12 protein-coding genes, 1 tRNA gene and 1 rRNA gene are annotated in these 15,531 nt (G+C 58.4%); 10 read left to right on the top strand and 4 right to left on the bottom strand.

Features of this window, described 5'->3' with window-relative positions; all coding sequences use genetic code 11:
* The first annotated feature begins 209 nt into the window (after window positions 1-209).
* Window positions 210-3,938, top strand: coding sequence for a reprolysin-like metallopeptidase (locus tag BEN47_RS06350; protein ID WP_094123006.1), 3,729 nt, complete (start codon window positions 210-212; stop codon window positions 3,936-3,938).
* Between the two features lie 251 nt (window positions 3,939-4,189).
* On the opposite strand, the gene clpX is transcribed toward BEN47_RS06350, so the two are convergent.
* A complete protein-coding gene (clpX, locus tag BEN47_RS06345) occupies window positions 4,190-5,413 on the bottom strand; it encodes an ATP-dependent Clp protease ATP-binding subunit ClpX (protein WP_070726358.1) in 1,224 nt (407 codons plus the stop codon).
* Window positions 5,414-5,908: 495 nt separating this feature from the next.
* On the opposite strand from clpX, the gene BEN47_RS06340 reads away from it, so the two are divergent.
* Both BEN47_RS06340 and BEN47_RS06335 read left to right on the top strand, forming a co-directional pair.
* The gene (locus BEN47_RS06340; RefSeq protein WP_070726356.1) at window positions 5,909-6,166 is read left to right on the top strand and encodes a hypothetical protein; all 258 of its coding nucleotides are present in this window, start codon (window positions 5,909-5,911) and stop codon (window positions 6,164-6,166) included.
* Window positions 6,160-6,630 carry a hypothetical protein gene (locus BEN47_RS06335; protein WP_070726352.1) on the top strand — a complete coding sequence of 157 codons (471 nt, stop codon included), beginning with the start codon at window positions 6,160-6,162 and terminating at the stop codon, window positions 6,628-6,630. Before BEN47_RS06340 ends, BEN47_RS06335 begins: the two co-directional genes overlap by 7 nt.
* 108 nt (window positions 6,631-6,738) lie before the next feature.
* Here BEN47_RS06335 and BEN47_RS06330 read toward each other — a convergent pair whose 3' ends face one another.
* From BEN47_RS06330 to BEN47_RS06320, 3 genes are all read right to left on the bottom strand, one after another.
* Window positions 6,739-7,446: a ClpP family protease gene (locus BEN47_RS06330; RefSeq protein ID WP_035562744.1), complete on the bottom strand. Its 708-nt coding sequence runs from the start codon at window positions 7,444-7,446 to the stop codon at window positions 6,739-6,741.
* 146 nt (window positions 7,447-7,592) lie between these two features.
* Window positions 7,593-8,921, bottom strand: coding sequence for a trigger factor (gene tig / locus BEN47_RS06325; protein WP_070726349.1), 1,329 nt, complete (start codon window positions 8,919-8,921; stop codon window positions 7,593-7,595).
* A gap of 87 nt (window positions 8,922-9,008) precedes the next feature.
* Window positions 9,009-9,090 (bottom strand) — tRNA-Leu (locus tag BEN47_RS06320).
* Window positions 9,091-9,228: 138 nt separating this feature from the next.
* Between BEN47_RS06320 and BEN47_RS06315 the strand changes: the two genes are divergently transcribed.
* The 7 genes from BEN47_RS06315 to BEN47_RS06290 form a co-directional block, all read left to right on the top strand.
* Window positions 9,229-11,427 carry a RelA/SpoT family protein gene (locus tag BEN47_RS06315; protein ID WP_070726347.1) on the top strand — a complete coding sequence of 733 codons (2,199 nt, stop codon included), beginning with the start codon at window positions 9,229-9,231 and terminating at the stop codon, window positions 11,425-11,427.
* Window positions 11,428-11,468: 41 nt separating this feature from the next.
* Window positions 11,469-11,762 carry a CHY zinc finger protein gene (locus BEN47_RS06310; protein ID WP_239691519.1) on the top strand — a complete coding sequence of 98 codons (294 nt, stop codon included), beginning with the start codon at window positions 11,469-11,471 and terminating at the stop codon, window positions 11,760-11,762.
* 136 nt (window positions 11,763-11,898) lie between these two features.
* Window positions 11,899-12,441, top strand: a complete 543-nt coding sequence (locus tag BEN47_RS06305; protein ID WP_070726469.1) for a Fur family transcriptional regulator — start codon at window positions 11,899-11,901, stop codon at window positions 12,439-12,441.
* On the top strand, window positions 12,438-12,788 hold the full coding sequence (locus BEN47_RS06300) for an STAS domain-containing protein (protein WP_070726333.1): 351 nt from the start codon (window positions 12,438-12,440) through the stop codon (window positions 12,786-12,788). Before BEN47_RS06305 ends, BEN47_RS06300 begins: the two co-directional genes overlap by 4 nt.
* A gap of 233 nt (window positions 12,789-13,021) precedes the next feature.
* Window positions 13,022-14,290: an adenylosuccinate synthase gene (locus tag BEN47_RS06295; protein WP_070726467.1), complete on the top strand. Its 1,269-nt coding sequence runs from the start codon at window positions 13,022-13,024 to the stop codon at window positions 14,288-14,290.
* A gap of 7 nt (window positions 14,291-14,297) precedes the next feature.
* Window positions 14,298-14,690 carry a DUF2750 domain-containing protein gene (locus BEN47_RS20155; protein WP_083322177.1) on the top strand — a complete coding sequence of 131 codons (393 nt, stop codon included), beginning with the start codon at window positions 14,298-14,300 and terminating at the stop codon, window positions 14,688-14,690.
* A 658-nt stretch (window positions 14,691-15,348) separates the two neighbouring features.
* Window positions 15,349-15,531, top strand: a 16S ribosomal RNA gene (locus tag BEN47_RS06290); the annotation flags it as partial.

The raw sequence follows: 15,531 nt of genomic DNA, 5'->3' as shown, positions 1-15,531 counted from the left end.
GTGCTTTGCCCAAAGTAGCCGAGGAGTTGCCTCTCAGCTCACGGCTCCCTAACAACGCCCCGGTGTTCCGCACCGGGGCTTTTTGTTGTCTTCTTGTCAGAATATATGCGTCCCCCACACCACAACAGCCCGAGCCGCAACACCTTCAGCGCCTTGTGTCCTCGCTTTGCCTTAGATTTACTTCTTCTACTTCAATCACGATAATTTAGATGACAAAGCGTTACGACGGCCGCTCGGCTACTGGAGGGGCAACGGCGATTTCAGCAGTCGGGGCGCGGCTGGGCCGGGCTGGCGCGTTGCTGTTCCTGGTACTGGGCATGGCCTTGGGGGCCAGGGCGCAATCCAAAGCCACGGCTCCCTTTTTCCGGGCCGATGGCGAAGCCCGTGGGGCGGCCGCAAAGTCCAGGCTGGGTGCGGCCCTCTTCCGTTCGCAGGCCCTGACCCTGGACGTAGCCGGTCTGCGCGGGGCCCTGGCCGCGGCGCCATCGGAAGCGCAGGCTGGCGCGGCTCCCCTGGTGCTGGTGCTACCCCTGCCCAATGGGAGCACCGGCCGCTTTGCCATCCGTCAGTCTTCCGTGTTGGCGCCCGCGCTCGCGGCCCGGTTTCCTGAGATAAAAACCTACGCCGGGGTGGGACTTGACGACGCGGCTGCCTCCGTGCGGCTCGACCTGACGCCGCGGGGCTTCCATGCCCAGGTACTCACCGGTGCCGGCAATAGCTTTTACATCGACCCCGTGGCCCCCAACGACACCCGGCATTACCTCGGGTTTTATAAGCGCGACATGAACCGCGCCGCCACGGCCCTGGCCTGCGGCTTCCAGCCCACTGCGGCCAACAAAAGCGCCACGGCCGCCCGGCGCAAATCGGCCCAGGCCGCGGTGGCGGCCCGGCCGGCTGCCAGCGGCCCGCTGTTGCGCACCTACCGCCTGGCCCTTGCCTGCACCCCCGAGTACGCCCTCACCAAGGGCAACACCGTGGCCGGCGTGCTTGCCGCCGAGGCAACCACCGTGAACCGCGTGGTAGGCGTGTACGAGCGGGAACTGACCGTGCGCATGGTGCTGGTGCCGAACAACGATAAGCTGGTTTTCCTGAGTGGCACCGGCCCCCAGCCTTCGCCGCCCTATACCGATAACAACGGCGAAGCCATGCTGGGACAAAACCAGACCAACATCGACCGCATTATTGGTAATGCCAACTATGACATTGGCCACGTGGTGAGCACCAACGGCGGGGGAGTGGCGCTGCTGGGCGTGGTATGCGTTCCAAGGCAAAAAGCCCAAGGCGTCACGGGCCTACCCAACCCCGTGGGCGATGCCTTCGATATTGATTTCGTTGCGCATGAAATGGGACACCAGTTTGGCGGCAACCACACCTTCAACGGCGATGGCGGCAACTGCGCCGGCAACCGCAATCCTTCTACTGCCTGGGAGCCGGGCTCGGGGTCTACCATCATGGCCTACGCCGGCATCTGCGCTCCGGCCGATAACCTGCAACCCAATTCCGACGCCGTTTTCCACACCGGCAGCTACGAGGAAATCCGGGCTTTCGTAGATGGCACTACCTGCGGTACCAGCGCTGCCACCGGCAACACGCCCCCCGACCTCACGGTCCCCCGCAGCGTGCGGACGCTGCCCATCAGCACGCCTTTCAAGCTGACGGCGACGGCGACCGATGCCCAGAACGACCCCATTACTTATTCTTGGGAAGAACTGGACCTCGGCCGGCCCGGCCCGCCCACCGCGGCCCAGGTGCCCAACGACAACCGGCCGCTGTTCCGCTCGTTTACGCCCACCCCGTCCGGGACGCGCTATTTCCCGCGCCTGAGTGACCAACTCGGCAACACTTCCTCCCGGGACGAACAGTTGCCAACGGTTACGCGTCAGCTTAATTTTCGCTGCACCGTGCGCGACGAGCACAACGGCCCCGTTGGGGTGGTAGGCGGCATCGATTTCAGCCCCACCCTGCGCCTGAACGTGAGCAGTACGGCGGGCCCCTTCGAAGTCACCGCTCCCAACACCGCCGTGTCCTGGACTGGTGGCAGCGCCCAAACCATTACCTGGAACGTGGCCAATACCACCGCTCCGCCCGTGAGTTGCGCCTTAGTCAACCTGCGCCTGAGCCTCGACGGCGGCCTGACTTACCCCGTGGTACTGGCCCTGAACGAGCCCAACGACGGCAGCGTCGTGGTAGCTGCCCCCAACGTGACCAGCAGCCAGGCCCGCCTCATGGTGGAATCCGTGGACAACTACTTTTTCGATATTTCCAACGTCAGCTTCAGCATTGCGTCTGTTGCGGCGCCCACCATCAGCAGCTTCTCGCCGGCGGGCGGGTTGTCCGGCACGGTGGTCACCCTCACCGGCACCAACCTCGCGGGGGCCACGGCCGTGAGCTTCAACGGTACTCCGGCCGCTTCATTCACGGCAAATTCGGCCACGCAGATTACGGCCACCGTAGCGGCTGGCACTAGCACCGGCGCCATTACCGTGGTGGGCCCTACCGGCACCGGCACCTCCGCCACGCCTTTTGTGGTAGGCGCTCCGCCCGCTATCAGCAGCTTCACGCCCGGTACCGGCGCGGTGGGCAGCCAGGTGGTGCTCACGGGCACGGGCTTCGCCAATGCAACTACTGTGCAGTTCAACGGCATTTTTGCTCCGGTATTTACTGTCAACTCGGCCACTCAGATTACGGTAACGGTGCCCCCAGGCGCGGTATCCGGCCCAATTGCCGTTACCACGGCCACCGGCACCGGCGTTTCGGCCGGTAGCTTCGTCGTGATTCCGGCCCCGGTTATTACCTCGTTCACGCCCAACGCCGGCTCGGCCGGCACCGTGGTCGTGCTCACCGGCAGCAACTTCGGCGGCACCACGCAAATCACGTTCAATGGCGTTGTGGCCCCCACTTTCACCCTCAACTCTTCTACCCAGATTACGGTCACTGTGCCAGCAGGAGCCACTTCGGGCCCCATTGTTGTCACGGCGGCGGGTGGCACGGGCGCCTCCGAAACCAACTTTCTGGTGCCTCCCGCCAATGACCTTTGCCTCAATGCTCTGCCGCTTGCCTGCGGCCAAACCGTAACCGGCAGCACCACCAGCGCCACCGCCACCGGCGACCCCGTCGACGACTGCTTCGAGACCGTAGATGCCGGGGGCGTGTTTTACACTATAGTCGGCAATGGCAGCCCCATCACCGTTTCTACCTGCAGCTCCACTACCAATTTCGACACCAAGCTTTTTGTGTACTCCGGGGCTTGCGGTACTTTTACTTGCATCGGCGCCAACGACGATGACCTGACGTGCAACCCCAACGGCGTTGCTTCTGCCGTCACGTTCAACACGACGGCCGGCACCAATTACTTGGTGTTCGTGAGCGGCTTCGACACCGAAACCGGTGATTTCACCCTCAGCGCCACGTGCTCTGCTACATCGCCCGCACCGGTAATTACCACCCTGAGCCCCGCATCCGGCCCGGTAGGCACGGCCGTCACGCTCACGGGCACCGACTTGAACGGGGCCTCCAGCGTCACGCTCAACGGCACTCCCGTCACGGGATTGTCCGTCCTGAACGCCACCACCATCACGTTCACCGTTCCCACGGGCGCCACCACCGGCAATGTGGTTGTGACCACTGCCTCTGGTACCAGCAACGGCCAGCTCTTCACCGTCGGCACTATCACGGCGGCTATCAACAGCAGCAAAAGCGAGTTCAGCATCTGGCCTAACCCTGTGGCCGGCAAAGGCTTGCTGCACATAAAGCTGGCCGCGCGTGCTGCCCAGGCCACCGTCACCCTGCGCAACGTGGTGGGCCAATTGGTGAGCACCCGCATCTTCAGCGGCAGCGAAACCGAGTTGTCCATGGCCGGCTTGTCCGCCGGTACCTACCTGCTCACCGTGCAAACCGACCGCCGCACGCCCACCGTCCAGCGGGTCGTAGTGGAGTAGGTTTTAGTTATTGAAGCAGTTTCAAAAATCGAAAAACCTGTCATCTGTCATCCCGAGCGGAGCGAAGGACCTCATCACACCTGAACTGCATCCGGTTGATGAAATTCCATTCGTGATAATGTCCTTCGCGCCGCTCAGGATGATAAACACTTGAAAAATCAACTTTATAAAAATCTTCAGCAATGAAAAATGCCCATCTGGATTACCAGACGGGCATTTTTCATTACTCATTATTAATTACTAATTCTTTTTTATGCCGCTCGCATCTGGCGCAGGGGCGACTTCTCAAACTTGCTGCGGCAGTAACTTAAGTTAATCTGCAGTGCATCGGCCCCTTCTTCCGAAGGCATCTCAAACATGGCATCGGTCATGATGCTCTCGCAGATGGAGCGCAGGCCGCGGGCCCCGAGGCGGTACTCGTCGGCCTTTTCCACAATGTATTCGAGCGCGTCCTCGGTGAAGCTGAGCTCGATGTTCTCCATGCCGAACAAGCGCTTATACTGGCGCACGAGCGAGTTCTTCGGCTCGGTCAGAATCATGCGCAGCGTGGTGCGGTCCAGCGGGTTGAGGTGGGTAAGCACCGGCAGGCGACCAATCAATTCCGGAATCAGCCCGAACGATTTGATGTCTTGGGCCGAGACGTAGCGCAGGAAATTCTCGGTGTCCACCTGGTCGTCGAGGTTCGTCTTGGCAAAGCCCATGGGCTTGGTGTTCAGGCGGCTCTTGATGATGCGGTCGAGACCCGAAAAGGCGCCCCCGCAGATGAAAAGGATGTTCTCGGTGTTCACCGAAATCATCTTTTGCTCGGGGTGCTTGCGGCCTCCCTGCGGCGGCACGTTGATGGCGGTGCCTTCCAGCAGCTTGAGCAACGCCTGCTGCACGCCCTCGCCGCTCACGTCGCGCGTGATGCTGGGGTTGTCGCTCTTGCGGGCAATTTTATCGATTTCGTCGATGTACACGATGCCGCGCTCGGCGGCTTCCAGGTTGTAGTCGGCCGCTTGCAGCAGGCGGGTGAGGATGCTTTCTACGTCTTCGCCCACATAGCCGGCCTCGGTGAGCACGGTGGCATCGGCAATGCAGAAGGGCACCTGCAGAATCTTGGCCAGCATGCGCGCCAGGAAGGTTTTGCCGGTGCCGGTTTCGCCCACCATGATGATGTTGGACTTTTCAATCTGCACCTCGTCCTCCTGCGGCTTCTGCATCAGGCGCTTGTAGTGGTTGTACACCGCCACCGACATCACGCGCTTGGCCTCGTCCTGGCCCACCACGTACTGGTCGAGGTGGTCCTTAATGGCCTTGGGCTTGATGAGGTTGAACTTGGGTTGCTTGCTGGCGTCCTGGGCTTTGGCTTCTTCGTCGAGGATATGCTGGGCCTGGCCCACGCATTTTTCGCAGATGTGGGCGTTGATGCCCGAAATCATAACGGCAACTTCGCGCTTGCTTTTATTACAAAAGGAACAGGATATTTCGGCCACGGAAAGAAGAATAGAATAGTAAGAGAGAAGGCTAGTTTTTGAACAAGCGGGCCCAAAGATACAACATGCCCAACGCCTGTTTGGCGAAAAATGGTGCCATTGTCAAAAGCGTAAGCCAGCCCTTCAATAACAAGCGAGCCCCTTAAAGAGCGTGGTGCTTAACAAAGTTCGGCCTTGAACTCCTGCTTGCTGGATTGGTGGGAGTCCTCACGCTGAGCGCACTACCACGACCAAAGGCCCTGGCACCGGGTTGCGCCGCACCATTAATGGCCAGGCTGCCTGGGTTTTATTCATAATTCAGTATTTCCTCCCAATAGTTTTCAGGCCCTGGCAGAGCTTGCCATACGCACTGCAATTAGGCATCTCAACCCCACCTAGATGCCATTTTGGCCATATTTTTGTCCTTCGTATTGGCTCCGACCGTTCCTGTACCAGCGGCGCACCTGGCTGCGTACCGTGCTATTTTCTTTTTCCAGCCACGTACTTTGCCTTTCTATGAAAAGCATCTTTCACATGCTGCTGGCGGGTGGGTTGGTGGCTGCCTTGCCACTAGCTGGCGTTCGCGCTCAAACTTCTACCCGCAAGCCCGCGCCCCGGCCCACTGCCAAACCCGCCGCCAAACCCGTCGCCAAACCCCCGGTTCGCACCGTGCCACCACCTGAGCCGGCCGCAGAAGCTGCGCCGTCGCTGCTCGAAACGGTGCTGCCCACCACGTTCACCGACGCCCGTTCCGGGCCGGCAACCAGGTGCTGAACCTCGGCATTGGGGTGGGCAGCGGCAATAACTACCGCAACAAGCAAACGGGTGGCACGTCTTCGGTATCGCCTGCTGTCAACTTATCGTACGAGCGTGGCCTGCTTCCCATTGGGCCCGGCGTGCTCGGCGCGGGCGCTTTTATCGGCTACCAGGGCGCTTCCTACAACCTGAGCGGGGGCGAGCGCTGGAAATACACCGACGTGCTGCTCGCCGTCCGTGGCGCGTTCCACTACCCCGTACTTCCGGAGTTTGACGCCTATGCCGGCCTCGGAGTTGGCCTGCGCTACAGCAGAGCGGCCTACGAAGGCAGCACCTCGGCTCCCGGCGCCGGCAGTGGCGCCAAGTTGGCGCCCGGCATCTTCGTGGGTGGCCGCTACTACCTGCTGTCCAATCTGGGCGTTTTCGCCGAGCTTGGCTACGACCAGACCTACCTCAAAGTGGGCCTCACCGGCAAATTCTAACGCATTCCGGAGCGGTTCGCGTCAGCACCAAACGCAAAAATCCCCCGCTGCTGCAGCGGGAGATTTTTGTTACAAGCGGAAATTCAAAAAATCAGACCCAACGCGGGGTTAGGCTTTCTTCTTCTCCAGCACCTCGTCAATCAGGCCGTACTCTTTGGCTTCGTCGGCACGCATCCAGTAGTCGCGGTCCGAGTTGTCGTGAATTTCCTGGTAGGTTTTGCCGGTGTGCTGCGCCAGAATGTCATACAGCTCCTTCTTCAATTTGAGGATTTCGCGGGCCGTGATTTCGATGTCCGACGACTGGCCCTGCGCACCACCCGAGGGCTGGTGAATCATGACGCGGGCGTGGGGGAGGGCCGAGCGTTTGTTCTCGGCGCCACCGGCCAGCAGCACGGCGCCCATGGAGGCGGCAAGTCCCGTGCAAATCGTGGCCACGTCGGGGTTCACGTACTGCATGGTGTCGTAGATGCCCAGGCCGGCATACACCGAGCCACCGGGCGAGTTGATGTAGAGCAGGATGTCCTTCTTGGCATCGGCCGACTCCAGAAACAGCATCTGCGCCGTCAGGATGTTGGCAATGTAGTCGTCCACGGCCGTGCCCAGGAACACAATCCGGTCCATGATGAGGCGCGAAAACACGTCGATTTCAGCGAAGCGCGTGGGGCGCTCCTCAATCACCGAGCGGGTCATGCCGGTAAAGTTCTGGCGGGCAATGCCCTCCATGTGGGTCAGGTACTGGTCCACGCCCAGGCCGTTGAGTCCCTGGCCCTTCACGGCAAACTTGCGAAACTCTTGCTTATTCAGTAATGGATTCATTGGAGAAATTTGGGGCGCACGTTGTGAGCTTGCGCGGGTGAGGTAACAAAGACGAGCGAAGTAAGGGAATGTTGTTGGAACACCAACAAAAAAAGCCCCTACGTTTCCGTAAGGGCTTTTCCGAAAGTCGGGCTGCTTGGCTATTGCTAGCTGTGCAGGGTCCGGAATTCTTCGGCCGTTACGGGCTTGTCCGTAACAACAACTTTGCCGCGCAGGTTTTCCAGCACTTTCTCTGCCAGAATGGCCTCGTACTCGCTCACGTAGTTTTTGCCGTTCTCCTGCTTCAGGAAGCTGTCGGCGTACTGCCGCATCGACTCGCGCATTTCGTCGGGCATGTTGGGCATGTTGAACTGGCCCATGATTTTGTCGAGGGTGCGGTCCACAATCTCGTCGTTGCTCACCTTCAGGCCGGCGTCTTCCACCACTTTGTTGCGAATCATGCTCCACTTCAGCTCCTTCTCGTAGTCGCTGTAGTGCTCCTCCACCTTCTCAGGCGTCAGTTTGCCTTCGTTGGCGCGCACCAGCCACTTCTTGAAGAACTCCGTGGGCACCTTAATTTCCACGGTGCTCACCAGCTGCTCCACAATGCTGTTGTTGAGGGCGCCGTCGCTCTCGCGGTCGTAGTTCGACTGGATGGTTTCGCGCACTTTAGCGTCGAACTCTTCCTGCGAAGCCACTGCCTCGGGACCAAAGACTTTGTCGAACAGCTCCTGGTTCATTTCGGGAGCCGTCGTGCGGTTCACCTTCTCCACGTTGAACACGTAGTCGCCGGTAGCCGTAGCGGCCTCTTCCTTGCTCAGGCCTGTCACGCTCGAAACCGTAGCCGCGTCGTTGCCGAAAGCGGCCTGCAGGTCAAACGTCACGGCGTCGCCGCCTTTTTTGCCCACAAACTGGGCCGAGTCGCCGGTGATTTTGGCGATGGGCAGCAGGATAGTGCGGCCTTCGCCTTCCTCATCAGCCTTCTTCAGCTTGCCGAAGAGGTAGTCGCCGGCTTCCGATTCCTCGGGGTTGGTCGTCTCGCCGTACTGCCGGGCAATTTGCTCGTTGGTCTGGTTGAGGGTTTCCTCGTCGATGGTTACCTGGTGGCGCTCCACTTGCAGCGCACCCTCGGCGGGCAGCTCAAAGTCGGGCAGCAGGCCCAACTCAAACTGAAATTCGAAGTCCTTATCGGTTTCGAAATTCACGTCGCTTGGCACGGGCAGGGGCTCGCCCAGCAGCTTGATGTTGTTCTCCTTAATGTAGGCATCCACCGATTTGCCCAGCATTTTGTTGATTTCCTCCGCCAGAATGCCTTTGCCGTACATCTTGCGCACCATGCCCACGGGCACCATGCCAGGACGGAAGCCCTTCACCTGGGCGCGCTTGGTGTACTCTTTGATTTGCTTGTCAACCGTGGGCGCGTAGTCGGCTTCGGTGAGCTGGACTTTCAGCAGCCCGGTCAGCTGCTCGTCGTTCTTGTCGAGGGTAATGTTCAAAACAGGGGAGCCGGCTTCCGCTGGCAGGTTGAAAAGTTGAAAAAAAAACCTCCAGCCTATGCGACTGAAGGCCTACATCAAAAAAAGTGCGGATAGAGGGACTCGAACCCACACGCCTTGCGGCACCAGATCCTAAGTCTGGCACGTCTACCAATTTCGCCATATCCGCATATGGTGCCGCACGCCGACTGCTACGGGCCCGCAAAGGTACTCGGGAAATTCATTGTGCGCAAAGCCCAAGTGTAAGTAGTCTGCGTAGGACCGTTTGGGCCACCTTTTCTCCCCGGCCTTTGTTACTTTACCACCTATGCCTCCCGTTATCTCTCCCGAAGCCGAACGCCAGGAAATCCTGCGCCACTACCGCCGCCTGCTGCGCACGGCCAAGCCCTACCTGCAGGATGGCGACACCAAGCTGATTAAAAAAGCATTCAATCAGAGCCTTGAAGCGCACAAAGAGATGCGCCGCAAGTCCGGCGAGCCCTACATTCTGCACCCGCTGGCAGTGGCCCAGATTGCGGTGGAGGAGATTGGGCTGGGCACCACGAGCATTGTGGCTGCCCTGCTGCACGATGTGGTGGAGGACACGCCCACGGAAATTTCTGACATCGAGCGCGAGTTCGGCCCGAAAGTGGCCCGAATCATCGACGGCCTGACCAAGATTTCGGGCGTGTTTGAGTACGGCACCAGCGAGCAGGCCGAAAACTTCCGCAAAATGCTGCTCACGCTGAGCGAAGACGTGCGCGTTATCCTCATTAAAATTGCCGACCGCCTGCACAACATGCGGACCCTGGACTCGATGCCGCGGCACAAGCAGCTGAAAATTGCTTCGGAGACACTGTATCTGTACGCCCCGTTGGCGCATCGGCTGGGTCTCTATACTATAAAGAGTGAGCTGGAGGATTTGTACCTCAAATTCACCGATACCGACACCTACACCGACCTCAAGGCCAAAGTGCGGCAGAGCCAGAGCGCGCGCAACCGCTTTATCAAGGACTTTGTGCAGCCCATTGAAGACGAATTGAAGGCGCAGGGCTTCGAGTTTGAGATAAAGGGCCGGCCCAAGAGCATCTATTCGGTTCTGAAGAAGATGAAGAAGCAGAACATCACCTTCGACGAGGTGTACGACTTGTTCGCTGTTCGCGTCATCTTGGACGTGCCGCCGGAGCAGGAAAAAGCGGCTTGCTGGCAGGTCTATAGCATCGTGACCGATTTCTACCAGCCCAATCCCGACCGGCTGCGGGACTGGGTCTCGACCCCCAAAGCCAACGGCTACGAGAGCCTGCACACCACCGTGATGTCGCGGGCCGGCCAGTGGGTGGAAGTTCAAATCCGCTCGCGCCGCATGGACGATATTGCCGAGAAAGGCTACGCCGCGCACTGGAAATACAAGGATACCGGCAGCATTCAGCCCGAAAGCTCGCTGGAAGGCTGGGTGAACAAGGTGCGCGAGATGCTGGAAACCAATAATTCCAGCGCCCTCGAATTCATGGACGAGTTCCGCCAGAACCTGTTCGTGAAGGAGGTCTACGCCTTCACACCCAAGGGAAAGCTGGTGATTTTGCCGGACAAAGCCACCGCGCTGGACTTTGCTTTCGACATTCACACCCACATTGGCCTGCATTGCCTCGGGGCCAAGGTGAACCAAAAACTGGAGCCGCTCAGCTACCAGCTGCACAACGGGGACCAGGTCGAAATCCTGACGTCGCACAAGCAGCGGCCCACGTCGGAGTGGCTCAACTACGTCATCACCACCAAGGCCCGCTCCAAAATCAAGGACTTCTTGCGCGACGACAAACGGGCGAAAGCGGAGGACGGGCGTTTCCTACTGGAAAAACGGCTGGAAAACATTGGCGTGCCCTTCACCCAGGAGAATTTCAACCGCCTGCTGGCCTACTTCAACGTGCCCAGCGCGCAGGAATTCTATTACCGCCTGGCCATTGGGCAGGTGGACGGCCGCACCATTCGCGAGTCGTTATTTAGTGCGGACAAAGCAACGCCCTCCGTACTTGAGCCCAAGGCGTTCGACAACGAAGTGCAGAAAATCCGCGGAGTGCGCCCCGACATGCTCGTGGTGGGCGAACACACCGACAAATTCGATTACAGCATTGCCCGCTGCTGCAATCCCATTCCCGGCGATGACGTTTTCGGCTTCGAAACCGACCAGGGCCTCATCATTCACCGCACCAACTGCCCCCGGGCCGTTGATTTGATGTCCAACTACGGCAACCGCATTGTGCGCGCTAAGTGGACCGACCAGCTTGAACTCGCCTTCTTGGCCGGTATTCGCCTGAAAGGCTCCGACCGGGTTGGTATCGTCAACGACGTCACGCGCATCATCAGCACCAGCCTGAAAGTAAACATGCGCTCCATCACCGTGGATGCCAACGACGGTTTCTTCGAAGGCCAGATTATGGTGTTTGTCAACGATACCGGCCACCTCGATAAGCTCATTCAACGGCTGAGTCGCGTAAACGGCGTGCTGCAGGTAGAGCGGTTTGATTCATGAAAATGAACCCGGAACCTGCAATAATCTGCCACGGAGTAGGTGTGAACGAGCGGACCCAGTGCGCGCACTATCATTCGGAGCGCGACATTATTGCCATCAAATTCAAGTGCTGCGATGCCTTTTATGCCTGCATTCAGTGCCACCAGGAGTCAGCCAGCCACGCGCCGGTAGTCTGGCCCGCAGCTGAGTTCAGCCAGGAAGCCATCTATTGCGGCAATTGCACCGGCGTCCTCAGCATCGCAGCATACCTGAGCTGCGGCAACACCTGCCCGCTGTGCCAGGCCGCTTTCAACCCGGGCTGCGCCAATCACTACCACCTCTACTTTGAACGCTGAAACCTAACGCGGCCGTTGCGGCTTAGCAAGCCTGCGTTTTTTACCTTTGTTCCTCAACACCCCATAGCCAGTGTCTTCCTCCCAAGTAGCTTCCGCGCATCTGCCCTCGCCCCCTGCCAAAGCGGCCGGGCAGGAGGTGGGCGGCTCCTCCGAAACCGGCTACGCGGCGAAGCACACGCCCAGTGCCGCCTCCCAAGCCGCCCTCAACACCGATAAGCTCGAAGAAGTCCGCAAGCTTTTTACGGCCCACCTCGAAAACAAAGGTTTGCGCAAAACCGGCGAGCGGTATTCCATCCTCGAAGAAATTTACGCCCGCTCCGGCCACTTCGATGTAGATGAGCTGTATGCCGGCATGAAGGAGCGGGGCCTGCAAGTGAGCCGTGCCACCGTTTACAACACGCTCGACCTATTGGTGGAGCAGGGCCTCGTGAGCAAGCACCAGTTCGGCCGCAACCTCGCCCAGTACGAGAAGAGCTACGGCTACCGCCAGCACGACCACGTCATCTGCACCGAATGCCATAAAGTGGTGGAATTCTGCGACCCGCGCATACATGGCATCCAAACCATGGTCGGTGAGCTCCTGAACTTCCATATCTTGCACCATTCTTTAAATCTTTACGGCATCTGCGGCGACTGTCGCGCCCAGGCTGCCGCCCGTTCTTCCGCCACTCCCGCATGACCACCACCAGCGCCGTTCAGAACGGCATCCTCTACGTCCGCCTCACCGGCGACCTCATCGGCAGCCCCGATACCGACCAGCTCCTCCAGTCCGTCAACAACCACCTCGGCGAGTCGCTCAACTTCTGCGCCGTCGATTTGTCCGAAATTCGTTACATCAACAGCACCGGCATCGGCGTATTAGTTTCCCTTCTTACCAAGTTCCGCAGCCGCGGCGGCGAGATGGTTCTCATCAATCCCGCCGAACACCCCAAGAAAATGCTGGCCCTAACCAAGCTAAACAACATTTTCACCGTTGCCGCCGACGAAGCCGCCGCCCGCCAACTTCTAACTCCGGCCGCCGTTTAGGCGGCCATTTTTTTGTCCCCATTTCTCATTGTGAGCGTGGATTTGTCATCCTGAGTTCGCACACCGAAGGTCGGCGTAGCCAAGGACCTTATCGCGCACGAACAAAGCAGTAATTCAATTCTCAACCAACAAAACACCTCAGCCTCCAAGAAGAACCGCGCCGCCGTGGCTCCCCTCTCCATCGGAGAGTGGCCGGGGTGAGGCGTTTCTCGGAGGGCGAAACCCAAACCATCATGCCAGTAGACGTATTAGTAGGCCTCCAGTGGGGCGATGAAGGCAAAGGCAAAATCGTAGACGTATTAGCACCCACCTACGAAGCCGTAGCCCGCTTCCAGGGCGGCCCCAACGCCGGCCACACCCTCACTTTCGACGGCATCAAGCACGTTCTGCACCAAGTGCCCAGCGGCATCTTCCATCCCCACATCCTTAATATCGTAGGCAATGGCGTCGTTCTTGACCCCGTCGTGTTCCGCCAGGAGCTCCAGAAACTTACCGATAGGGGAGTAGACTGGTCTAAAAACCTCTACATCTCCAAAAAAGCCCAGCTCATCCTCCCTTCGCACCGCGCCCTCGACCGCATCAGCGAAGAAGCTCGTGGCAACACCAAAATCGGCAGCACCCTCAAAGGCATCGGCCCCACCTATTCCGATAAAATCGGCCGCGTGGGCCTCCGCGTCGGCCACATCCTCTTGCCCGATTTCGAGCAGCGCTACAAAGAAGCCGTCGCCCAGCACGCTGCCATCGCTGCCCACAACCACAAAGAACTAGAAATCGAAGCCCTCGAAGCCGATTTCTTCTCCGCTGTCGAATTCCTGCGCACCCTCCAGCTCACCGACACCGAATACCTCCTCAACGACCTCCTCACCCAAGGCAAGCGCATTCTGGCCGAAGGTGCCCAGGGTTCCCTATTGGATATCGACTTCGGCTCCTACCCCTACGTCACCTCCTCCAGCACCATCGCCGCCGGTGCGTGCACCGGCCTCGGTATCGCGCCCCGTCATATAGATAAGGTGTACGGCATCACCAAAGCCTACTGCACCCGCGTCGGTAGCGGCCCGTTCCCTACTGAGCTCCACGACGAAGTGGGGGAGCAAATCCGCCAGGCCGGCCGCGAGTTCGGTTCCACCACCGGCCGCCCCCGCCGCACCGGCTGGATAGACCTGCCCGCCCTGCGCTACGCCATCATGCTCAACGGCGTGACCGAGCTTCACCTCATGAAAGCTGACGTTCTCGACGCCTTCACCGAAATCCAGGCCTGCACCCACTACCGCACCGCTACCGGCGAAAGCACCCCCAAACTCCCCGACCCTGGTGAACTCACCACCGTCACCCCCGAGTACATCACCCTCCCCGGCTGGAACACCGACCTCACCCAAATCACCGACGCCACTCAACTCCCTGCTAATTTGGTTGCCTATCTCGAATTCCTCGAGAAGGAGCTTCAGGTGCCCATCAGCATCGTCAGCGTCGGCCCCGACCGCGTCAGCACCCTCCACCGCTAGTTTTGAAATGGACTATAAGCCAAATCAAAAGGAAATAGCCAGTGTGTCGGCATTAAAGCCGTTTGACCGATATCAACACATGGTAAAAAAGGTTGTTGATTTTGAGATGGCATACACGCTTACCCGTGCAGACGGAACTTGGGCACTAGCTTCGGTTGAAGGCAATACACTGGTTTCAATTTGGCCAGCAGCAGTGTATTCTGAATTGAGTGCAGTAGGAGAGTGGCAAGAATACGTGCCACACGCTCTGTCGCTTCATGAGCTAATGACAACACGTCTAGAGGCTTTCGAGAAAAATGGCTTTTTGATAAATGTATTTTCGATTAACGGGAAAACAGGGTTTGTTGTCAATTCTAATGAGTTTCGCGCAGATTTAGAAGAAGAATCAGAGAATTACTGATGCAGGTAAGATTCGGGTGCAACATTAAAAATTTGCGCCCGAATCTCAACCACTTACAACCCTGAATCACCTATTTAGTGAAAGGCCGCTTGTCGCCCCCAAAACTCCTCCTACCTTTGCAGTCCCGAAACGTCAAACGGACCACGGGGCACGCCAAAACACAAGTTCTTGGCCGAATCTTAAAGGCCACGGAGCTCCGGCGATAATCAGTTCGTCTATCCATAGCCAAGCTCGCACGCTTCGAAATTTATTTCTCGAATCCCTTGCAAAGCGGAAAAAAGACGTCGTACCTTTGCACCCCGCCTCAACCGGAGGCGATCAAACTTGAAAAGTAAAGCGAAAAAATTTATGTTTTTTTTCGCTTTAATCTTTGAAATCAAGAAAAATTTGCTACCTTTGCACTCCCAAAATGAACAAAGCGCCGCAAATACCACGATAACGGATTGAAAAGCAATCTACACTGATACTTCAAATGGAAGTATCACACGTTCTTTGAATGACGGAAACAGACAAAATAGTAAGTGTTTCACTTGCTGCCTCTTCTTCGGAAGAAACACAGTGAAACAAACCAAGCGAAACGAATTTGACCATAACGTCAATATGTGAGCAAGGTCAGCACTCGACATCAGCCCAGGTTCGCCTGGGTGCAGGAATTTTTACAATGGAGAGTTTGATCTTGGCTCAGGATGAACGCTAGCGGCAGGCCTAATACATGCAAGTCGAACGGTCTTCAGCAATGGAGATAGTGGCGCACGGGTGCGTAACGCGTAACCAACCTACCCGAATCTGGGGGATAGCCCGCCGAAAGGCGGATTAATACCGCATAAAACGGCAGACCGGC

Origin of the sequence: Hymenobacter lapidarius, assembly GCF_001816145.1 — a bacterium.
GTDB lineage: Bacteria > Bacteroidota > Bacteroidia > Cytophagales > Hymenobacteraceae > Hymenobacter > Hymenobacter lapidarius.
The sequence above is the reverse complement of the archived record's forward strand: the minus strand, read 5'-3'. Positions and strand labels throughout refer to the sequence as shown.

Bases quoted from the DNA above. Each gene is read 5' to 3' on its own strand.
- BEN47_RS06350 (WP_094123006.1), top strand. From the start codon at position 210: ATGACAAAGCGTTACGACGGCCGCTCGGCTACTGGAGGGGCAACGGCG.
- BEN47_RS06340 (WP_070726356.1), top strand. From the start codon at position 5,909: ATGAAAAGCATCTTTCACATGCTGCTGGCGGGTGGGTTGGTGGCTGCC.
- BEN47_RS06330 (WP_035562744.1), bottom strand. From the start codon at position 7,446: ATGAATCCATTACTGAATAAGCAAGAGTTTCGCAAGTTTGCCGTGAAG.
- BEN47_RS06315 (WP_070726347.1), top strand. From the start codon at position 9,229: ATGCCTCCCGTTATCTCTCCCGAAGCCGAACGCCAGGAAATCCTGCGC.
- BEN47_RS06300 (WP_070726333.1), top strand. From the start codon at position 12,438: ATGACCACCACCAGCGCCGTTCAGAACGGCATCCTCTACGTCCGCCTC.
- BEN47_RS06295 (WP_070726467.1), top strand. From the start codon at position 13,022: ATGCCAGTAGACGTATTAGTAGGCCTCCAGTGGGGCGATGAAGGCAAA.
- BEN47_RS20155 (WP_083322177.1), top strand. From the start codon at position 14,298: ATGGACTATAAGCCAAATCAAAAGGAAATAGCCAGTGTGTCGGCATTA.